Annotated in this window: 18 protein-coding genes; 10 read left to right on the plus strand and 8 right to left on the minus strand. The window is 32.4% G+C overall.

Annotated features, from left to right (window positions below; all coding sequences use genetic code 11):
• The first annotated feature begins 4 nt into the window (after nucleotides 1-4).
• The 6 genes from SJY43_RS01330 to SJY43_RS01355 all read left to right on the plus strand — a co-directional run bounded on the left by SJY43_RS01330 (nucleotide 5) and on the right by SJY43_RS01355 (nucleotide 12,113).
• Nucleotides 5-1,642 carry an ATP-binding protein gene (locus SJY43_RS01330; protein ID WP_396602051.1) on the plus strand — a complete coding sequence of 546 codons (1,638 nt, stop codon included), beginning with the start codon at nucleotides 5-7 and terminating at the stop codon, nucleotides 1,640-1,642.
• 160 nt (nucleotides 1,643-1,802) lie between these two features.
• Nucleotides 1,803-5,054, plus strand: coding sequence for a type I restriction endonuclease subunit R (locus tag SJY43_RS01335; protein ID WP_396602052.1), 3,252 nt, complete (start codon nucleotides 1,803-1,805; stop codon nucleotides 5,052-5,054).
• Nucleotides 5,041-5,730, plus strand: coding sequence for a M48 family metallopeptidase (locus tag SJY43_RS01340; RefSeq protein ID WP_396602053.1), 690 nt, complete (start codon nucleotides 5,041-5,043; stop codon nucleotides 5,728-5,730). The genes SJY43_RS01335 and SJY43_RS01340 overlap by 14 nt, the downstream gene beginning before the upstream one ends.
• A 3-nt stretch (nucleotides 5,731-5,733) precedes the next feature.
• Nucleotides 5,734-7,209 (plus strand): DUF2779 domain-containing protein, encoded by a 1,476-nt coding sequence (locus SJY43_RS01345; RefSeq protein WP_396602054.1) that lies wholly within the window; start codon nucleotides 5,734-5,736, stop codon nucleotides 7,207-7,209.
• A 10-nt stretch (nucleotides 7,210-7,219) separates the two neighbouring features.
• Entirely contained in the window at nucleotides 7,220-10,711 is a 3,492-nt protein-coding gene (locus tag SJY43_RS01350) for an AAA domain-containing protein (protein ID WP_396602055.1), read from the plus strand.
• Nucleotides 10,701-12,113: a hypothetical protein gene (locus tag SJY43_RS01355; protein ID WP_396602056.1), complete on the plus strand. Its 1,413-nt coding sequence runs from the start codon at nucleotides 10,701-10,703 to the stop codon at nucleotides 12,111-12,113. Before SJY43_RS01350 ends, SJY43_RS01355 begins: the two co-directional genes overlap by 11 nt.
• A gap of 33 nt (nucleotides 12,114-12,146) precedes the next feature.
• On the opposite strand, the gene SJY43_RS01360 is transcribed toward SJY43_RS01355, so the two are convergent.
• The 7 genes from SJY43_RS01360 to SJY43_RS01390 are packed head-to-tail and all read right to left on the minus strand — an operon-like array spanning nucleotide 12,147 to nucleotide 16,468.
• Complete coding sequence (locus tag SJY43_RS01360; protein ID WP_396602057.1) at nucleotides 12,147-12,587, minus strand: hypothetical protein; 441 nt, start codon at nucleotides 12,585-12,587, stop codon at nucleotides 12,147-12,149.
• Entirely contained in the window at nucleotides 12,574-13,134 is a 561-nt protein-coding gene (locus tag SJY43_RS01365) for a hypothetical protein (protein ID WP_396602058.1), read from the minus strand. The genes SJY43_RS01360 and SJY43_RS01365 overlap by 14 nt, the downstream gene beginning before the upstream one ends.
• A 29-nt stretch (nucleotides 13,135-13,163) precedes the next feature.
• Nucleotides 13,164-13,763 (minus strand): hypothetical protein, encoded by a 600-nt coding sequence (locus SJY43_RS01370; RefSeq protein WP_396602059.1) that lies wholly within the window; start codon nucleotides 13,761-13,763, stop codon nucleotides 13,164-13,166.
• Complete coding sequence (locus SJY43_RS01375; RefSeq protein WP_396602060.1) at nucleotides 13,760-13,975, minus strand: hypothetical protein; 216 nt, start codon at nucleotides 13,973-13,975, stop codon at nucleotides 13,760-13,762. The genes SJY43_RS01370 and SJY43_RS01375 overlap by 4 nt, the downstream gene beginning before the upstream one ends.
• A 22-nt stretch (nucleotides 13,976-13,997) precedes the next feature.
• Nucleotides 13,998-14,789, minus strand: coding sequence for a DNA adenine methylase (locus SJY43_RS01380; protein WP_396602061.1), 792 nt, complete (start codon nucleotides 14,787-14,789; stop codon nucleotides 13,998-14,000).
• A gap of 15 nt (nucleotides 14,790-14,804) precedes the next feature.
• The gene (locus tag SJY43_RS01385) at nucleotides 14,805-15,278 is read right to left on the minus strand and encodes a JAB domain-containing protein (protein WP_396602062.1); all 474 of its coding nucleotides are present in this window, start codon (nucleotides 15,276-15,278) and stop codon (nucleotides 14,805-14,807) included.
• Between the two features lie 17 nt (nucleotides 15,279-15,295).
• Nucleotides 15,296-16,468, minus strand: a complete 1,173-nt coding sequence (locus SJY43_RS01390; RefSeq protein WP_396602063.1) for a type IV secretory system conjugative DNA transfer family protein — start codon at nucleotides 16,466-16,468, stop codon at nucleotides 15,296-15,298.
• Between the two features lie 471 nt (nucleotides 16,469-16,939).
• Between SJY43_RS01390 and SJY43_RS01395 the strand changes: the two genes are divergently transcribed.
• The 4 genes from SJY43_RS01395 to SJY43_RS01410 all read left to right on the plus strand — a co-directional run bounded on the left by SJY43_RS01395 (nucleotide 16,940) and on the right by SJY43_RS01410 (nucleotide 19,381).
• The gene (locus SJY43_RS01395; protein WP_396602064.1) at nucleotides 16,940-17,851 is read left to right on the plus strand and encodes a tyrosine-type recombinase/integrase; all 912 of its coding nucleotides are present in this window, start codon (nucleotides 16,940-16,942) and stop codon (nucleotides 17,849-17,851) included.
• Nucleotides 17,852-18,141: 290 nt separating this feature from the next.
• Entirely contained in the window at nucleotides 18,142-18,354 is a 213-nt protein-coding gene (locus SJY43_RS01400) for a hypothetical protein (protein WP_396602065.1), read from the plus strand.
• Entirely contained in the window at nucleotides 18,341-18,853 is a 513-nt protein-coding gene (locus SJY43_RS01405; protein ID WP_396602066.1) for a hypothetical protein, read from the plus strand. The genes SJY43_RS01400 and SJY43_RS01405 overlap by 14 nt, the downstream gene beginning before the upstream one ends.
• Nucleotides 18,854-19,096: 243 nt before the next feature.
• The gene (locus tag SJY43_RS01410; protein WP_396602067.1) at nucleotides 19,097-19,381 is read left to right on the plus strand and encodes a hypothetical protein; all 285 of its coding nucleotides are present in this window, start codon (nucleotides 19,097-19,099) and stop codon (nucleotides 19,379-19,381) included.
• Between the two features lie 2 nt (nucleotides 19,382-19,383).
• Here SJY43_RS01410 and SJY43_RS01415 read toward each other — a convergent pair whose 3' ends face one another.
• Nucleotides 19,384-20,307, minus strand: a complete 924-nt coding sequence (locus tag SJY43_RS01415) for a hypothetical protein (RefSeq protein ID WP_396602068.1) — start codon at nucleotides 20,305-20,307, stop codon at nucleotides 19,384-19,386.
• Nucleotides 20,308-20,793: the final 486 nt, after the last annotated feature.

The following is a 20,793-nucleotide window of genomic DNA, read 5'->3' on the forward strand; positions in this document are numbered from 1 at the left end:
CACTATGATAGAAAATGAAAAATTTGATATTAAGTCCTTACGTGCGCTTACTAAAACCAATCCAGATTGGGGAGAGCTCGCTAAAGACTGCGTGTGTTTTGCAAATGCAACTGGCGGTAAACTTATTTTTGGTATTGAGGACGGAGAAGACACGCCACCTGTAGGTCAAAAAATACCAAATGGTCTGGCTGCAAAATTGCAAAAGCAAATGCAAAACAGAACCATTAACGTTAGTGTCATTCCTCAAGTCATCACCACAGAAAATGGCGCAGAAGTTTTAGAGCTATTAATACAACGCAATGCGTCGTCCATAGCCTCTACCTCTAATGGCAGGTACTATATGCGTGTAGATGACGATTGTAAACCTGTACCACCAGATGAGCTACCAAGACTATTAGCAGACAAAGGTGCTTTTGTTTGGGAAACGCATACCTTTTTAAAAATTTCAAGAAATGATTACGATCCGCAAAAGCTTGAACAATTCTATTTGGATGTTCAAAATTCAGAACGTATTAGCAGTTTTGTAAAAGAAAAAACACCACAAGAATTGCTAGAGCATTATTTTATGGTCTCAGGGCAATACCTCACTAACCTAGGTGTATTGTGGGTTGGAATGAGAGAACATCGAGCCAAATTACTATATGCACCTTCTATTCAGTTTATTAAATACGATGAGCACGAGCAAAAGGTAAATAAATTACTTTGGGATGATTATTCTAGCAACCCTAAAGAATTAATTGCTAGCATTATGAATGATGTAGCAGACTGGAAAGAAGGTATTGAGATAGCAGACGGTATTTTCAGGAAAAATATTTCTAATTACGATGAAGCGGTAATTAGAGAGCTTATAGCAAACGCTTTAGTACACAGACCATATACCACACGAGGTGATGTATTTATTAATCTATTTCCAGACCGTTTGGAAATACATAATCCTGGTATGTTACCGCTTGGTGTAACGCCTAACAATATTCTACATAAAAGTATCCAACGCAATCCACATCTAGCCAAAGTATTTTACGATTTAAAACTAATGGAAAAAGAAGGCTCTGGTTATGACAAAATTTATGAAGCCTTATTATCCAGCGGTAAACCTATTCCAGAACTCGAAGAGAACGATGATCGTGTAAAAGTAACCATCCGAAAGCGTATAGTAAACAAGCACGTTATTCAGTTTATAGAAAAGGTAAATGCAGAGTTTCAACTGCGTTCTAAAGAAATTATAAGTTTAGGACTTATTGCACAATCCACCTCATTAACCGCTATTGAGTTTTCTACCATTCTTGGGCTTCCTGAAAAGGATGCCACACGATTATGGTTAGGCAGATTAATAGAATTTAAACTGGTTAAAAGTAAAGGAAAGACAAAAGGAACCACCTATTTTATAGACCCATCCGTTTTAAAGAAGCACGAGTTTAAAGGAAAAACCAATTTAAAGGTTATACCAACGCATAGACTAGATGCTTTGATTATAGAAGATTTATCAAGATTTGATAAAAGTGCTTTTGGTGAGATTCATCAGCGCATAGGTAAAGAGATTCCTCAAAGAACCTTACGCTATCAATTAAACCAATTGGTAGAAGCTGGTGAAATAAAAAAGGAAGGCGAAAAAAGAGGAACAAAATACTTTATTGACAATTAACTGCGAAATAAAGTGCTTTTGTCAATAAATTGTCAATAAAATTGTCAATAAGTGATGCGTAAAAAGGAAAATCGGAAATTCCGATTTATCTAACCAATGTGCAAAATTTGCACATTGCAAAAAAATAGAGGAAAAAAGTATAGTATAATAATTACAGTATATGTCTGAATATCACTTTGTAGAAAAACCTTTTTTAGCTCAATTAGAACAATTGGGCTGGACAAGCATAGACTTAGGTCAAGGGATTCCCAAAGATCCAACAAAAAGCTTCCGTACATCATTTAGGGAAGTCACTTTAAAGGAGATATTTTTACAAAGCATAAAGGCAATAAATACATCTAATGGCAAACAATGGTTAACAGACCAACAATTAAAGGATGTTTATGCTGAAATAACAGAGCATCCAGCAAAAAATCTATTAGAAGTTAACAAAGAGATTTTCGAACTCTTAATTAATGGAACAAGCGTTGATAAGAATGAATTGACAGGAGAAGAATATCCAACAGTCCAATTTATTGATTTTAAAAATCCAGAAAACAATAGTTTTATTGCTATCAATCAATTTAGAATCGATACGCCTGGTACTCCCAAAGGTTTTATTATTCCTGACCTTGTTCTGTTTATTAATGGACTTCCTTTAGTTGTAGTTGAATGTAAGGATCAAAACGAATACACCGCAAATCCTTTAACTGAAGCTTATAAACAGCTTAGAAGATACAGCAACCAACGTATAGAAACCCACGAAGCAGGATTAAAAGAAGGGGAAGAGCGTCTCTTTCATTTCAATCAGCTTTGTATTGCAACCTATGGCGATGACGCCACCTACGGAACTATTACCTCAACAGATCAATACTTTTTAAACTGGAAAGATATTTATCCTGAATCTTTAAAAACTTTTAATGCTCCATTAGGTAAAGAAAGACGACAAGAGCATTTAATTCAAGGGATGTTATCCAAGGATAATTTTTTAGACTTGATTCAAAACTTCACGCTTTTTATGGAAGTGAGTGAAGGTAAAGAAATAAAAATAGTAAGTCGCTACCAGCAATTTAGAGCTGTTCAGAAAATTAAAGAACGCTTACTAAAAGGCGAAACACCAACAGAACGTTCAGGTGTTATTTGGCATACACAAGGTTCTGGTAAATCATTAACAATGGTGTTTTTGATTAGAAAAATCAGAACCGTTCCTGCATTAAGTGATTATAAAATCATTATTGTTAATGACCGTACAGACTTAGAAGATCAGCTTGGAAATACAGCACGCTACACAGGCGAAAAAGTTGATTATGTTTCTAAGATTGGGGAATTAAAACCTAAACTTTCTACTGAAAATTCTAATATTACTATGGTAATGCTTCAGAAGTTTCAAGAAAGAGACAATTCTCAAACACCCGATTATCTTCTTAAAAAGGTTGCTGAGCCTATTCCAGAATATAAAGATTTTGGTGTAGTGAATACTTCAGACAGAATTCTAATACTTCAAGATGAAAGTCACAGAACGGTAAACTCAGACTTAGGAGATAATATGTTTGCAGCATTTCCTAATTCAACAAAAATTGCGTTTACTGGTACACCTCTAATTACAGATAGGCATAAAACAAAAACGGTAGATCGTTTTGGAGAGTATATCGATAAGTACAAGTTACAAGATGCGGTTGATGATGGCGCAACAGTACAAATCCTTTATGAAGGGAAAACGGCAGATACTGCGTTAAATGAAAAAGCGGTCTTTGATAAGAAATTCGAAGACCTATTTAAAGAGCGTACTGAAGAAGAATTACTGGCAATTAAGAAGAAATATGGAACCTATGGCGACATATTAGAAGCTGAGGAACGCATTAAGCTAATTGCTACGGATATGGTAGATCATTACGTGACTAATATTTTACCTAATGACTTTAAGGCTCAGATAGTCTGTTCCTCAAAATTAGCAGCAGTCCGCTATAAAAAATACATTGATTTAGCTTTAAGCGAAAAAATAAAAGAGAAGGAGCTTGATGACAGCTATAAGCCTGAACTTCTAAAGAAATTGAAATTCTTAAAATCAGCGGTAATTGTATCAAGCGATGATACCAATGAATTAGCAGAAATTACACAAGCAAGAAAAGAATCTAAATCTCTGAATGCAGTTGAAAACTTTAAAAAGAAAATCAACTACGAAGAGCCAAATACGGGAATAGCTTTTATCGTCGTCTGCGATATGTTACTCACAGGATTTGATGCTCCTATTGAGCAAATAATGTATTTGGATAAAAAACTAAAAGAACACAATTTACTACAGGCTATTGCTCGAGTAAACCGAATCTATCCTGATAAAAACCGAGGTTATATTGTGGACTATATTGGTCTAGCCAATAACTTAAAAGATGCCTTATCTATTTATGGAGGAGATGCTTTTGATGAAGTAATGCAGGGAATGAAAGATATTGAAACAGAAGTTCCAATTCTTGAAAGCAGATACCAACGTTTACTTCAACTCTTTAAAGATAATAAGGTTAAATATTTTGAAGAATTCATTAATCAAAAAATTAAGGATAAGCTTGAAGAATACAATGTTTTAGATGCGTCAGTTGATTTGATGCATGATATTAAATTGCGTGCCAATTTCACCACGTTCCTTAAAGCATTTCAGGAAAGTATGGACGTGATACTACCAAACGATGCAGCAACACCATACAAGATTCCTGCAAAACGATTAGGCTACCTATTAATCAAAATAAAAGAGCGATATAAGGATGATACGCTTGATATAGCTGGTGCAGGGAATAAAATCAAAAGATTGGTTAATGAACATTTAATCAGTTTGGGAATTAATCCTAAAATTCCACCTACAGAATTGTTCTCTTCAAATTTCATTGAAGAATTAGATAAAAACAAAACTGCTAAAGCGAAAGCAAGTGAGATGGAACACGCCACTCGTAAACATATTAAAGTTAATCTTGCAGATGACCCTGTGTTTTACAAAACTATGAGTGAGAAGTTAGACTCTATTATCCAATCTCATTGGGAAGACTGGGATGCTATTTTAGAAGGTTTAATTGAATTAAGGTCAGACTTAGAAGAAGGACGTAAAGAAGGCTCTATCGAGGGAATAACCGTTGAGGAAGCACCTTTTTACGACCTGATTATTGATATAGCCTACGGGAAAGACGCTTCAAATGAAACAATGCATCAATTAAAACCTATAATTACCCAAGTACTACCTCTTATTAAAAAAGAAATTTCAATTGCAAGGTTTTGGAAGAAGCAAGATGAAGTTGAAAAATTAAGAGGAAAAATAGCAGATATCATTTTTGCTATTGCAGGAGAATTAGATTTAGACCCAGTAATTGATAAAACAGATAAAATAGTTTCCGAAATCCTAGCGTTAGCAAAGAAAAGACATCACAATTTACTCAATGACAACTCATAGATACAAAGACATAGAATATGCTTTAAAAAAGAGCAACCGAAAAACTTCCAGCATCTATATTGAACGTGATGGAAGCATTTCTGTGTTAGTACCTAAACAGTTATCACACCCAGAAATTGAAGATATTCTTGAAAAGAAACGGTATAAAATATACAGCCATTTAGCCGAGTGGGAAGATGCAAACACAAGCAGGGTTTATAGAGAATTTGTAAGTGGTGAAGGGTTTTATTATTTAGGTAGAACTTATAAACTAGAAATAGTAGACAATCAAGACACACCTCTAAAGCTAAAAAATGGTCATTTTCTTCTAAGAAAAAAAGACCTATCTAAAGCTAAAGAGCACTTCGTGAATTTTTATAAATCTAAAGGAAAAAATAAGATTCAAGAACGTGTTGAATATTGGAAGAAAAGACTCAATGTAGAGCCTAATGAAATACGTATTATGGAGCTACAAAATCGATGGGGATCTTGTACAGAAAAAAGAAACATAAATTTTCATTGGAAATCTATAATGACTCCAATATCAATTATTGATTACATCATTGCTCACGAGCTAACGCACTTAATACACCCGAATCACTCAGAAGCTTTTTGGTTTGAGTTAGATAAGGTAATGCCAGATTATCACCAACGTAAATCTTGGCTAAAGGTACATGGTGCAGGAATGGATTTATAAAATATGACTCAACTAACAAAAACAGACTTTATTCAATATCTCAATTGCCCAAAATCATTGTGGCTTTTGAAAAACAAAACTGAAGACTATCCTAAAGGTGAGTTTTCTTTGTTTCTAGAGAAATTGATTAAAGAAGGTTATGAGGTCGAAGAGTACGCACAACAACTTTTTCCAAGTGCTTTAAAGCTTCCAGATTTTGGCTCAGCACAATTAACAAAACAAGAGATTGCAAAAGGAAAGACACAATTTTTTCAAGCCACTTTTGAAACCCAAAAAGGCGTTTTTGCTCGTATCGATATCCTAGAGAAAAAGCAGGATGACACTTGGCATATCTATGAAGTAAAGTCATCAACTAGTGTTAAAAAGGACAAAAAACATAATCATCTTAAAGATGCTTGTTTTCAAAAACATGCCATGATCGAAAATGGGTATAATGTATCTCAAGTGTCTATAATCCACCTAAACAAAGACTATGTTAGACAAGGGGATATAAATCCACATCAGCTCTTAAAGATAGAAGATGTTACAGAACAAATTAATAACCTCTACTCTAGCGTTGTAAATCAAATTAATAGCGCAGTAGCTTACATCAATAAAGAATCAATTAGCTTAAATACCTGTACTTGTCGAGAAGACACACGATCAAATCATTGTGACAGTTTCAAGTATTTTAACCCTAATATTCCAGATTATAGTATTTATGAAATTGGAAGAATTTCAGCTAAAAAAGTAATAGAACTTACCGATCAAGATATTTTAGCTATTTCGGACATTCCTAGTGATTATGCGCTTAATGACAAACAACAATTACAGGTTGAATCTGTCAGGCAAAATCAACCGATTATAAGTCAAAAGGAAATTAAAAATAAGCTTTCATCATTAGAGTTTCCACTACATTTTATTGACTATGAAACCTACGCCAGCGCTATTCCAAGAATTGATGGTGTTAAACCACATCAGCATATTCCATTTCAAGTTTCTATCCATTCAATGCAACACGATGGTTCCATTGAGCATTTTGAGTACCTAGCACACGAACTTGAACTACCGAATAAACTTAACCAGTTTATGCAAGCTTCAACAGGGAAGACAGGGACCTTTGTCTCTTGGCACGCTAGTTTTGAAATGAGCCGAAATAAAGACATGATTGAAATTCTTCCTCAGTACGAAGAATATTTATCGTATATGAACAACAATATGTTCGACCTTGAAGACATCTTTAAAACCCATTACGTTGATTATAAGTTCCATGGATCAACCTCAATTAAAAAGGTGTTACCAGTTCTATTGCCAGAATTAAGTTATGACGCTTTAGACGTTCAAAACGGAACTATGGCTTTAGATTTATGGGGTAGAATGGTCATCGATAATGACTTTGACGAGAACAAAGAAGAAGTTAGAAAAAACCTTCTGGCATATTGTGAGCTTGATACGTTTGCGATGGTTGAGTTGTATAAAAAATTAAAAAAACAATTTTAAATCCTTTTTAATGAATTTAAATAGTGTTGGTATATATAGTCGAGTAAGTGAGATAATAGAATCTCCAAATGGATTAATTTTCGATGTTCAAGCTCCAGATGGGAAAACTCATTTAGCTAAAGTCCCCAAGAATTTAGAGTCTGGAAGTTCGGCAGAAAGACAGTTTACCGCAACCGCTAGAAATTTAAAAAAAATAGAATCAAAATATATCAATAAAGTTATAGATTCGGGTCGAGACCAAGATTCAGGTGTTTACTATATGATTCTTGAAAAAATAGAAGAAGCTAAAACTCTTGAAGAATTTGTTTCTCAAAACAATGACGCTTCTACAACAAACCTAAAAAAGATAGTTCAGATATGGTATTTTTTATGTGAAGGTTTAGATAGAGCTAGTCAAAAGAATATACAGCACAAAGACCTTCATCCAAAAAACATATTAATAGATGCTAATGGATTACCAGTAATAATTGATTTTGGTATTTCCATTTTAGAACATACAATATCCAAACAGACTGGTGTAAGTGAGTACAGCATGAAATTTTCTGCTCCTGAATACATCAACAAGCAGGAAAATCGACTAAAAATTAGAACTGACATTTATGCGTTATCATTATCAATGATGTATGCTCTTTTGGGACATGAATTATTTTATGAAATTGAAAATAATAATGAACGTTTTGAGCTTATTAAAGAATATTATAAAGACTTACTATCCGATAAAAGTTTAAAGCTTTTAACTGAAATTATTAATAAGTCTTATGCCATCAATCCTGATAAAAGATATATGAGGTATTCAAGTTTAATGGACGACTTGTTGCAGTTAATAGATAGTATAATTGAAGAACCCGAAAAGCCTTTTTTACTAAGGTTTATTAACGAATCTAATCCTAACATTGCTTCTTTTATTGGAGAGATTAATGATAACGGATTATATATTGCAGTAGATGAAAGACTTCATTCAGAACATAATTCTATAAACGCAAAATTAGCTTCTGAAAATTTCATAGTTTTTTCCAGTTTTATTTCTAGAGACAATAAAAGTTTAACAGTTGGAGAAGTCAAGAAAAAAGAAGATTTAGAAATAAATGAATCTAAAGCGCTTCATTGGATTTTAAATAACACTAAACCTGTAGATGAAATAGAATTCAATGTTATTGATAAAACTTCTCGTGTAAAAATCGATCATTATGATGTAAAGGGTTTTATTGAGAGATTGCATCTTGATAAAATGGCCACTACTAAAAGTAGTCTACCTAAAGCACCAAGACAAATTCTAAGAGAGTATTTAACCTTACTTGAAGCGGAAATAAATTATTTAAAATCTGAAGCATTTTCTATTGATTACTCAAGCTTTAGTGTTGTTTCAAATAACGAAGCTGAGTTTAAACTTAAAGTAGACATAAGTAATATAGAAACTGTAAAAAGTTTAATTCATCGTTCAAGACAATTATTTAGAAAAGGAGATACCATTAATTTATATGTTAAGCCAAATCCAAAAACAGATGATAAAGAACAAATTGGATTTTCAGTAGATTTTAATGAAAAAACTAATATTTTATCGATAAGAGAATTCGCTGAACATCGAAAAGATGAAATTCCACTTAAAGGAACTCTTTATGAGGATACTTCAATGATGGAAATTCAGTACAGAAGGCAAATTTATGCGATAAAAAATTATATGTCTGGAAAAATAATCAACAATAACTTGAGAGATTATTTATTTCAGCCTGAAAAACTAGAAAAGTTAGCTGAAGATTCTGGCTATATAGACGTTGACTTAGATGTTATTTCAAGGGATAAAAATAACAACCCCGTAAATTTTCAAGAAGCTCAAAAAGATGCTGTTTTAAAATCACTATATAGGAAACCTCTAACAATAATTCAAGGTCCTCCAGGGACAGGAAAAACTACTGTTATTGCTGAGATAATACTTCAAATTTTAAAGCGTGATAGACAATCTAAAATTTTAATTACCTCTCAAACTAATTTGGCGGTAGATAATGTTTTAGCAAAAATGAATAAGATAGATGGAGTAAGTTTTATTAGATTAGGAAAAAACATTGATGACGAGACTATTGTTCAACATTCTTTTGATAAAAAGTTAACTTTTTGGGCAAATAAAACTAAGAGAAAATCTGATAAGTATTTTTCAATACTTAAAAGAGAATACGATAAACAAAACACAAACACCAGTCCTGTATTAAATAAAATATTAAAGGAATTCAACAAAAAACAATCTTGGTCAGTTGCCAAACGGGAATTAAAAAATTTATTAGATAGCCCTTTCTCTAAAGAGTTTCAAGAACTAAAAAAACATCTAGACTCAAGAGCAGAATTCAACGACAAGATTTCTGAATTTTTAGGTGAATTTTCTAGTAACTTCAATAAGCTAAAACAACTTCATGGAAAATGGAAATCTATTTTATCGAATATTGAAAATAGAGACGCCTTAAAATCACGCTTCATTTCTAATATTAATATTGTTGGCGCAACCGCTAACCATATTGCAGCAGGATTATATCGGGATTTTAATTTTGAATTTGATTACGTGATAATGGATGAAGCCGCCAAAGCAACACCATCCGAAACTCTTGTGCCAGTTAATATGGCTCAGCAAGTAATTTTAGTGGGAGACCATTTACAACTTCCTCCCTTGGTAACAGCTACTGAAAATGTAAAAAAAGAAGTAGCAAAAAAACTAAATTTCGAAGATGAAAAAATTGAATTCGATAAAATTTATTATGATAAACCAAGTCTTTTTGAAATAATGTTTGATGGTGCTCCTGAAGAGTTTAAGGAAATGTTAGATTTACAATTTAGAATGCCTGAACAAATAGGAGATATTATTTCCAAACTAGTGTATAAAAATAAACTTCGGTCAAGTTCTTTGAGCGGTAAAACCCATAAGTTGAAGCTAAAAGCAAACTCTACGGTCTTTATGTGTGACACTAGCAAATACCCAAATAGATTTCATGATAAAGACCCAACTAGTAAATCTTCTTACAATAAATGTAATGCAGATGTTATATTAGAAATATTAAAATCAATAGATAGTTATAGTGATTTAATAAATGATGAAGGTTATAGCGTAGGTGTAATTACAGGATATGGAAAGCAAGCAGAATTTATATCAAATCAAATAGAAAATATTAAACTTCATAATCTGAATCTAAAGCAAAACTTGGTAGTTGCTACTGTTGATAGTTTTCAAGGCGCAGAAAAAGATATAATTATTTATGATTTAGTTAGGTCTACTAGAGATAATGATAATTCTGGACTAGGCTTTTTAGAGATGCCAAATAGAATTAATGTTGCTTTTACTAGATCAACTAGGTTGTTAATTGTCGTTGGAGATGCAAACTTCTTAAAAAATGTAAAACCTAGTAGAAGATGGATTGAAAACAACAATAATAAACCATTGTTATTGCAAGAGTTTGCAAACCATCTTGAAAAAGAAGGATTGATTTATAACGACCCAAAAGAAATTTTTTATGCATCATAAAAACAGAAGGTTTAATAGAAATAAAGGTAAAAGACAGAACCCTACAATTAAGACTAGAAAAAAGAATTCATTATCAAACGAAAGGAAGCTTTTTGATAAGTATAAAAAAGATTTAGGAGAAGATTATCTCTTAAATGACATTATTGAATTAGCCTACCCAAAAATACAAACCACGATAGATATACTTGTATCAAGTAAACCAAGTGATGTCTTAAAAGATTTGCATATTTTCTTGTTAGACACCATTAATACCGGTTTAAATCAAAAATCAATTCTTTGTAGTTTCCTTGGTATTGAAGATGATGATTTTATTATCGATGAACTTTATCTTTTGATTAAAGAAGGTTTAATTGACTTAGATGATGAAAACGATTATAGATTAACAACAAAAGGTCAGCTATTCTTAGAAAATCAAAAATTTATACCTGAAACAAGCAATGAAGAGTTTGTTTTTTATGTTGATGGATTAACAAAAGAGCTAACAACAGAAAAGGTTAGTAAGACCTTCTGCCAAAACAAGCTTACAAATTTAGTTAATGTTAATCATGAATTCATTCAAGAAAATTGGTTCAATATAAATTCAATATTTAGCAAAGTTAACAAAGAAGAAAAAGAAATCATTGAACTTTCTAATTACAAAAGAAGTATAGTCAAGAAGCCATTTGTTGTTTATGAAAAAATATATGCTCTTATATACTATCCTAAAGAAGAAGAAGGAAAGAAAATTCAAATAAAAGCTTATAATAAATCTTTAAACTTGCTAAAAAAGACTACTAATTCTCTTAATGAACAATTTTCAAAAAATCCATTTCTATTTGATTTTTCTGACGAAGGAGAAATTCTTAATGAATTCAAAGATATTATTGAAAAGAGCAAGGAGTTAAACCTTAAAAAGGACAGATTAACAGGTAATTATAAAGATATTTCAACTTTTGAACATAAAGAATTAATATCAGACGCATTATTAACTGCGACATCCAAGGTGTATATTGAGAGCCCATGGATAAGACGCGCTACTAGTAATTATATAAAAGCAATGGAGGTTTTTCTAAATAGGGAAAACACAAAATTATTTATTGCTTATGGTATAGATTCTTCTTTCCGAAATAAGCCACATGAAGAAACTTTTGAAAAAATTAAAAACTTACAAGTTCGTTTCCCTAAAAAACTAAAAATTTATCATTTACCTACTCATTTTAAGTCAAAATTTAGTGATAGAAGTGGAACACATAGAAAAATTTTAATAAAGGATAATGAATTTTACATCAAAGGAAGTTTTAATTGGCTTTCATATGCAGGAGAAAAAGGGAGAAACTATGCTGTAGAAGAAGGGACACAATTTTTTGATAATGTAGAGACTTTTTGGGAAAAGATTTTTCAAGAATATCAATTAGAATTATAAAAAACACTCAAATTAATGAGTGTTTTGCAATATTTAATTGTCATCAAGCCAGACTTCTCTAGCCTTATCAAATCCGCACCACCGGTGATTTTTATCAAACCCTCGAAGTGCCAATTCATGACGAATTATTTTATCAATAGGAATCTTTTGTTCCAAGATAAAACGTAAGATTTCGCCATCCATAATAGATATCATTCCGATAATGGATTCCCAAAAGGGAAGTGGTTCTTGATCTTGTCTAATAACATCTAGTTGCGTGTAAGATAATTGAGAATGATTTTCTGGAAGAATATCCAAAAAATTCATTTCCATTTCTCGAGCTGTTGCTTCTTCACAAACCGCAAAATTATTATCAGGACCATTAATAACTCCAAAACTAATACCAGCAATGCGGTACTTAAAATTGAGCCATAAACAATGATCTACAGCCTTTTGCTCTTTATCAAAAAGATCTAAATAATTATCCTTTTGCATGGGCTGGCTTTTTATCAGTTTGACTGAGCGTCTTTACGTCTGTTTGTTTTGGAATCGACTTATCATCTTCTTTTGACAATACACGTCCGTTTAAAGAAATGATGTCGTCCCGTGAAGATTTTGGGTCTGCACCTTTTTTACGAAGCAAGCGTTGTGTATTGAACAGAGAACGACATTTAATGTTGAACTCTGTATAATTAAACGCATCTTCTTTCTTCTTAAAGGTTCTTACATAAGCTTCATACAATTGCTCATTAGTAAGCTGATTGTCTTCAGCTTTCATAATGATATCAAGAACTAGAGCTGCTACAGGATTGAGACCTCTCTCCGACTCCGAAAAGTCGAACCCAAGTTCTTCAATTCGTTTGCGTTGTTCATCATCTGCATATTTAAGCAATACAGTAACATCACGTCTATAATCTTTAAGACGATCAACTACATTTCGCTTATTTTCTTTAGCAGTTTCAATTTCCCGTTCTGTTTGAGCCAGAAGGCTTTGGTCTGTTTTGATGTTTTCTATTAAAACATCTACGATAGTTGCATTCATAGTATTGAATTTTAAATTAATATTTAGTTTTATGTTAATAGCCAAAGGCTATGTACCACGAGTTCATCTCGGGTAAATTTCCCTTCAACAAGGATATTATTGATTTCATCTTCAGCTTCTTCTTTGGTATCGAAGAAGTAAGAAGGTTTGGTTGTGACGGCATAAACATCTTCAGCAAGTACGTCACTTGTGAAAATGGCAAAGACTTTTTTAGTTGTGCCTGTTTTCACTAAGAGGCTTCGATAGTTAGAAGTATCATACTCATCCCATTCTTCAACTGGTTTTGAAGCCAAATAATGAAGTTCATTTTGAGTTCTTTGAAAGAATGTATCAATATCACTTTGAGTGATATTTGGTGCGTTTGTCATAGATTTTTCTAAACTATAAATAGTCCAAAGTAAGATGCCATAATTGCTATTGATTAACTCAAGCAATTGTGAACGCTCCATAAATCCTAGAGCGTTCTTGCTCCACACATCACGATATAACCAATGAATGATTTCTCGTAATTCACCATCAGTATAATAGTTCGATAATTCTGAAGAAGGCTTCAATTCTTTCTCTGATTCCAGAAAAGACTCAAGTCTATTAAGGAAGAATAGAATTCGTTTATAATTTCTTAATTTCATTCTTCTTCATTTAAAGGTTCACAATGATTTTCGATAGTGGCTAAGAGATGATTGTAGTCACCACTTTTAGCCTCAGTCATAACATCTTCTATTTCTTCGGATGTCCAACCTTCTTTTTTGGCTTGTTTTCTAAATACACCCATAATCATAAAGGCGTTTCCGTTAACACCAACCAAGTTGAGGTTAACGGTTTTATCAATTACTTTTTTCATATTGAATTGTTTTAAGGATTAATTATTGATTTAAAGGGAAGTTCGCTGTAAGCACCTCCGTTTTAGTTTTATTTGTTTTAGATTTTGTTTGGTTTGCGGTGACGAGTTGGTCAACGGTTTTGGTATGCCACCCAAACTCTTTTGTATAGAGCCTAAGTAAGTCTGACGGATATGAACTGAGGATAAATTTTCCTTTCAGTTTAGAAAGGACTTTGAGTAGTTCTATGAAGTCATCTTTAGAGTAGTTTCCGTAGTGACCCATATTAGAATTAAAATATGGCGGATCGATATAATGAAAGGTGTCAGGACTATCTCGAAGCTCTAAAATTTTTATAGCATCAGTACATTCAATCTGAGTACCTTTTAATCGCTCCTTAAGTTCTGGTGTTAATAGCTCCTTTTTATTTTCCCAACCCATAGCTTTATTCCCCTTGGTATAACATCCAAAAGAACCAATGCGTCCAGAAAAGCCCATATTAGTAAGCACATAAAACGCCCAGGCACGCTGTAAGTCGGTAAAAAACACAGGATGCTTATACATATTCAATGCAACATTATAGACGACTCTAGAATAGGCTGTAACTGAAATTTTAGATTTAAGCGCTTCGAAATCTTCATGAAGTACCTTGTAAAATATCGTTACAAAATTGTCGGTATCATTAATAATTTCATTTTGAACTTTTTCTTTAAGAAAGAATACAGCTGCACCACCAGCAAAGGCTTCGGTATATACAGTATGTTCTGGAATTAGGGAAACAATGAGTTTAGATAAATTCTGCTTTCCACCGTAATAAGTAATAGGGGTTTTTATCATAGATTGGATGTAGGCTTACATCCAATTACAATCAGAAAAGGATACAAAACCTTCAGAGGTTAAAATAAGATGATCGAGTAATGTGATGTCCAATAATTTGGAAGCATCATTGAGTTTCTTAGTTAATTTTTTATCAGATTCCGAAGGAGATAATTTTCCTGATGGATGATTATGAGCAACGATAATAGCAGTTGAATTAGCCAATAAAGCCAATTGATATATCTCTTTAATGTTTACAGAAACACCAGTGGTATTTCCAACAGAAATTTCGCTAATACCAATAACTTGATTTGCATTAGTAAGCAATAATACCCAAAAGAACTCTTTGTAGTCGATACGTTTTGCATCTATAAATGAGCGTAATAAACGTTCTGAATCTTCAGATGATCTAACAATTCTATTTGGGTTTAAAATAGGACGTTCATAGTGAATCTTTACTTCGTTAATGGTTTCTACTTTTAATGAACTGTTTTTAGATTTTGTTTTCATTTTTTAAAATTATTAAGTTATAGAATGGTATCTGCGCTAAATGGAACGGATGGTCTACCATCTATCATTAAGCGTAGATATATTGAGTAGTTAGCAAGAGAAATAAAGTCTTCTGTTTTAAATACAGGATAGAATTCTTTTGCCATAAGTTTGGCATCTGTAATTCCTAATCTAAAGGCAACGATTGTACCAACATTACCAAGTACACTTGCCCGAACATTAGCATCTAGTTGGTATAAAAATTGATTTGCTAGTACAAGTCCAATTTTAAATTTTCTAACCTGAGCTAATAGCTCTGCAATAAGTTCTGTTCCTGAAATGGTCTGAAACTCATCGATGTATAAAAAATATGGGACTCGGTCTTTTTCTAAAATATCAATTCTTGAAAAAGAAGCTGAGGCTAAAGAGGTAAGTAATAAGCCTCCAAGAATATTAGCAACGTCAGCCCCTACTTGTCCTTTAGCTAAATTGATAATAAGTATTTGTTTAGTGTCAATAATTGACCTTAAAGACAGTTGCTTTTTGTTTTCAATTAATATTTTACGAACAATATTGTGACTTAAGAAGCCACCTAGCTTATTCATAATTGGTAATAAATCATTTGGTTTATACTTCGGAAATTCTTTAATCCAAAAGGTTTTAATGTCTTGGTTTTGAATATGGATTAAACAGGCATCTCGATATGATTTCTGGTGTAAAAGTTTTAGGATGTCCGAAAGCTGTGCTTTAGGCTGATCCAATAGTGTGAGCAAAATCATTCTGAGAATATGTTCCATTTTCATACCCCAAGCCGATTTCCAATTGCGTTGAAAAATTTCTAAAATATTTGAAGCTACTAAAGAGCGTTTAGAAGGGGAAACAGCACGTAATGGATTGTATCCAAGATTTAATGCTGAGTTAGTAACATCAAAATATATGATATTACGATTTCTAAAACGACCTTTTAGCTTTTCATTAATCTCGCGAGAGGCGTCTCCATGTACATCAACAAAAGCAAATCCACGATTAGCTTCTGCATCTTGTAACATGAGCGTTTTAAGGAGGGAAGTCTTGCCAGATCCAGATTTACCAAAACAATAAAAATGATACATCCTATCGGCTTGTTTAATACCGAAAAGTTTTTGGCGACTTCTGAAATTGGAACGTGCAAAATAACTGACGTCATACAAATTTGAATGATGCCAATACATAAGAGGGAATAGAGTAAGAAGGAATAATTATTTATTTTTTACTACAGCCATGATAACTGTGGAAAGAACACTTGCTTTATTTTTTATCTGTGGTACTTTTTAATCTTCTTAATAAGGTCTTTTTTACGTTCAACTTACTTCTATTATACCATATTTGTAAAAAGGAAAGTATTAGGAATTGGAAAGGGAATAGAACTCTTGCCAATTTTTATTTTATGAAATATACTATTACAAGTAACTTAAATACAAAGAAACCTCGTTGGGCGAAAGCCTCGTCTTTTTTATGTACTAAAGCAATTTAGTATATGAAACAGACTAAAGGAAACAACGCGTGTTTATTTATTTACCTGAGTGGTTAAACCTCAGTTACATCATTGGTATGGGACTCGTTTTCATTTTAGATGATTTGGCTGTCGTAGTACGTCTGGGGTATATAAACGACCCGCTAGATTTCCTTTTGGCGGGTCTTTTATGATTATGACTATCAAAGATTCTATACAGATTTATTTAGAATGGAAACAAACACATACCAGTTCAGCTTATGCAACTTATAAGATTAGACTTCAACAATTTGAAGCATTTGTAAAACCTAAAGTAACTTTAAACGAAATAAACGGTGATGATATTATTGCATTCCACCGAAGCTTGGAAAACCAATATAGCTTAAACACCATTGCATACTCTGCTAGAGTATTAAAAAATTTCTTTTGGTTTTGGCATGGAAGAGGTAAAACCGCATTTAACCCAAAAGAGATTATTCCTATTCGCTATGTCAGTGCGGACAAAGATATTGTTACTACAGAAGACTTAAGCGATATGAGTGATCTACTGGAAGTTAATACTCTTCAAGATTTGCAAAAGAAGCTTATTATACATTTATTATGGGACACAGGAATGCGCTTAAGTGAACTTTTAGATATTAAAATTTCAGATATTAATGAGCAGGGAGTTGATGGCTTAAGAACAGCTAAAGTAAGAACTCGAAAAAGTATGCGATACAACCTCGTTATTTGGGGATCAGATACAAATGACTTAATGAATCGATACCTTGGTATGCGTTTATGTATGGATACTGAAACACAGAATCTATTAATAAACCCAAAAACAGGAAACGTATTCACTCCAAGAAGCGTCCAACGATGGATTAATGAACTATCCGAGATGGCTATGCTCGATAAAAATATCACACCTCATAGTTTTAGACACGGAAAAGCCAATTATATTTTAGACCAAGGCGGCAGTGTTCGCGATGTTAGCGCCTTATTAAGGCACGTAAAACCAGAATCCAGCTTCCAATATATGCAACTATCAAAAAAACGATATGAAGATGTAGCAAGACGATACTTAACGACATTTTCATCATCTAATCTACAAGCAGCTTAAAACAACCCAGAGGGTTGTTTTTTGTTTAGGTTAAGTATATAATTCAAATTAGTACTTTCAGCTATCAATACATGGTTTCAATGAGTTTCGTTTTATAAAGTTCATACTTTGTATTTAAGTTACTATTAAGTTGAATAGATGGTAAGACATAAAATCTCTTCAGGGCATACAGCCCTTTAAAAAATAGATTATTAATGTCGTAAAATACCCTTTATGCGACACCGACTCTCATTGAAAACTTGTATGTCCTTATGGGCTAAGGTTGTAGTACATAACAATTAAATTTTAGTATGACTAAATTTTATAACGTCGTTACTCGAAAAACTATTAATAAAGAAGACAGCGACAAACATATTTATCATAAAGTAGGAGTTGTAAAAGTAACCGAGAATGGAGGTTGGTTTTTACAGTTGTATCATCAACCAGATACCGATTATATGATCTTTGCAAATCATAATGAGAATTTACCCGTTATTGAGTTTGGGGAACATGAAGTTAAATAATACAACACCAGTACCCAACACTTTTTTTGATACCCATATTAGCTCTCTTAGTGGCTCGGCGGTGCGCGTGTATCTTAAAATTGTTAGAAATATTTTGGGCTGGCGCGACGAACAGGGAAGAGTTAAAGAGCGTGACTGGATATCTCATTCCCAGTTTGAAAAAACTGGTTTGTCTAACCGAAGTGTTACCAATGGTATCCAGGAACTACTAGAACAGAAACTCATAATCGTAACTGATTATTTAAATAACGATTTAACAGACCCCTATAAGCGCAAAAAAGCCAAACGAGTATACTATGCACTGCAACTTAAAAACTCTGAGAAAACTACGTTCTACAGCGAAAAAACAAAAGAAATACCAACGCAAAATTTTCGTCCTACAAAAGAAATTTCTTTACCAAAGTACAACGCAAATGAACGTATTCCAGACCATATAAGGCTTGAACAAATTAGGCAAGAACAACAACGTAAACAAATGCAAAGAGATAGCTGGTTGTAGCTATCTCTTTGTTTTTTTGTTATTAAAAGCTGACGCTTTTAAAATGGTGTTAGTTTATTGTTTTGGATAACTAATTAATTTAGTTATTTTAAATACAACTTCAATACCCATAATAATCAACACCTTGATGTTTATCACTAATTAATTCTTACTACAATAATTTTGGATAAAAGAGTAATTATATTTGCAAAATTTTCAAGTTTATGGTTTAATCTATGCAAATAAATATTTTAACTATAGCCTATGAAATTAAAACAATTTGATATAGAACTTGAAGAAAGCCCAAGAATTGCATTTTTCTTTTTAGAACAAACATTAAAACAGAATTATAAAGGTGCAATGGATGATGTTGCATTTTCAGGAATGGATAGTGCGTGTATTGACCAATACTTCGTAATATATTTTGAAGAAAGATATCTGAATAATTTTGAAGATATTCTTGATTTTGTTGAATGGTGCAAGGAGAGTATTTCAAGTTCACTCGCTAAAATCGAAATCCACGCTGGAAGATTTACAGCTTTATCATAATTTTATGGTAAAGCTTTTTTTATAAAGTCCCTATAAATAATATCAAATGAATCCGATAAACCTGAATTGTTTATATAAAAAGCATCTATGGGGAATCTTTGTAAAAGGAAAAAGAGATACCCACTACCAATATAGTTGTCAATTTTTCGTCTTGTAGGATAGCTCTCCAAATATCTAATTTTTAAATCTTGAATATCATTTTTAACAAGAGCCTTACTTTGTAGTTCATTTATGTAATTTCCAAATAAGGGTATTGTCAGTTTATCTGTTCTGTATTTTTTAGCCATTTTTTTTGCTATCATTCCAGTAATGACTATTGAGCAATTGCCTTGTTTAATTGTGGTATTCAATTTGTCAAAAAATGCTAGATGTAAATTGAAATGGCTATCGAAAAAAGTATTCAATTTTTGTAAAGCGATATCAGTAGTTCCTTCTTCTTCAAATAGACGAGCCGTCAGAAAAAGTAAACCTATATTTAAACTGATACACTCTTTTAATATTTTATTTTCAAAATGGGCAATTTCTGTAGAACCTCCTCCCATATCAATATAAATAATGTCCTTACTCAGTTCCTTTTGATGTTTAAAATAAGACAGCATACTATATATACTTTCTTGCTTAGGGTTTAATGTAATGATTTCAAGACCATTGATACTGGCTAGTATCTTATAAGCCAATGGACTGTTATTGGCGGTTCTGTAAATCCCTGTGGCAAAAGCTATGATTTTTTTATTGCCACTAGAATGCTCCTTAAAATATTTTTTTAGTTTAAAAAAAATGGCTTTTTTAAAAATTTTGATATTTATATTTCCGTTGCTACCTATTAAATCAAATGGATGAAAAAAAGCTATAGGTTTTCGGTCTTCAGACCTTAATACTTTTGTAGCCGATGATCCAAGTTCAATAAAAATAGGTTGTTGTGACATTAATCTACTATTGTATTTGGTCTCCAATTTAATCAAATTGAACGAGTTTTTTGTTTTACTCAAAAAAAAGATGTAAATTCACTTCAAAGTTTAAAACGACTTTCTTCGCTATACCAAACTTTTGGGACTGTAGCACCCAAGTATATTTAGTTTCTCTTTCAGGGAAATATCAGCATTTGTATTTAGGATTTATTTTGAATGACGTACATTTTTTGTTCGGAAAAATCTTTGCTGTCGTTTTAACTTTATTTCTATAAATATTATTAAAAACGTCAGCATCATACAAGAATGAAGCTGGCGTTTTTTTTGCTCTTTCCGCAAAGTAGATAACTAAATTTCAAAAAATAAAAAAACAGTGCGCTCAACTTGGCGGAAGCTCGCACTGCTATTGATCCTTAACGAACACCCAAAAAGTGATTCGTGTGTATGGATGGAATCCAACCTTTATAGGCGAGTTTCCATTCATAAAAATACGATTTAAATAAC

It is taken from the genome of Algibacter sp. R77976, from assembly GCF_044594645.1.
GTDB lineage: Bacteria > Bacteroidota > Bacteroidia > Flavobacteriales > Flavobacteriaceae > Algibacter_B.

What these genes read in the sequence shown, in the direction of transcription:
- SJY43_RS01335 (WP_396602052.1), top strand. Translation starts at nt 1,803, where the DNA reads ATGTCTGAATATCACTTTGTAGAAAAACCTTTTTTAGCTCAATTAGAA.
- SJY43_RS01365 (WP_396602058.1), bottom strand. Translation starts at nt 13,134, where the DNA reads ATGAATGCAACTATCGTAGATGTTTTAATAGAAAACATCAAAACAGAC.
- SJY43_RS01375 (WP_396602060.1), bottom strand. Translation starts at nt 13,975, where the DNA reads ATGAAAAAAGTAATTGATAAAACCGTTAACCTCAACTTGGTTGGTGTT.
- SJY43_RS01350 (WP_396602055.1), top strand. Translation starts at nt 7,220, where the DNA reads ATGAATTTAAATAGTGTTGGTATATATAGTCGAGTAAGTGAGATAATA.
- SJY43_RS01395 (WP_396602064.1), top strand. Translation starts at nt 16,940, where the DNA reads ATGATTATGACTATCAAAGATTCTATACAGATTTATTTAGAATGGAAA.
- SJY43_RS01390 (WP_396602063.1), bottom strand. Translation starts at nt 16,468, where the DNA reads ATGTATTGGCATCATTCAAATTTGTATGACGTCAGTTATTTTGCACGT.
- SJY43_RS01360 (WP_396602057.1), bottom strand. Translation starts at nt 12,587, where the DNA reads ATGCAAAAGGATAATTATTTAGATCTTTTTGATAAAGAGCAAAAGGCT.
- SJY43_RS01400 (WP_396602065.1), top strand. Translation starts at nt 18,142, where the DNA reads ATGACTAAATTTTATAACGTCGTTACTCGAAAAACTATTAATAAAGAA.
- SJY43_RS01405 (WP_396602066.1), top strand. Translation starts at nt 18,341, where the DNA reads ATGAAGTTAAATAATACAACACCAGTACCCAACACTTTTTTTGATACC.
- SJY43_RS01340 (WP_396602053.1), top strand. Translation starts at nt 5,041, where the DNA reads ATGACAACTCATAGATACAAAGACATAGAATATGCTTTAAAAAAGAGC.
- SJY43_RS01345 (WP_396602054.1), top strand. Translation starts at nt 5,734, where the DNA reads ATGACTCAACTAACAAAAACAGACTTTATTCAATATCTCAATTGCCCA.
- SJY43_RS01370 (WP_396602059.1), bottom strand. Translation starts at nt 13,763, where the DNA reads ATGAAATTAAGAAATTATAAACGAATTCTATTCTTCCTTAATAGACTT.
- SJY43_RS01355 (WP_396602056.1), top strand. Translation starts at nt 10,701, where the DNA reads ATGCATCATAAAAACAGAAGGTTTAATAGAAATAAAGGTAAAAGACAG.
- SJY43_RS01330 (WP_396602051.1), top strand. Translation starts at nt 5, where the DNA reads ATGATAGAAAATGAAAAATTTGATATTAAGTCCTTACGTGCGCTTACT.
- SJY43_RS01410 (WP_396602067.1), top strand. Translation starts at nt 19,097, where the DNA reads ATGAAATTAAAACAATTTGATATAGAACTTGAAGAAAGCCCAAGAATT.
- SJY43_RS01385 (WP_396602062.1), bottom strand. Translation starts at nt 15,278, where the DNA reads ATGAAAACAAAATCTAAAAACAGTTCATTAAAAGTAGAAACCATTAAC.
- SJY43_RS01415 (WP_396602068.1), bottom strand. Translation starts at nt 20,307, where the DNA reads ATGTCACAACAACCTATTTTTATTGAACTTGGATCATCGGCTACAAAA.
- SJY43_RS01380 (WP_396602061.1), bottom strand. Translation starts at nt 14,789, where the DNA reads ATGATAAAAACCCCTATTACTTATTACGGTGGAAAGCAGAATTTATCT.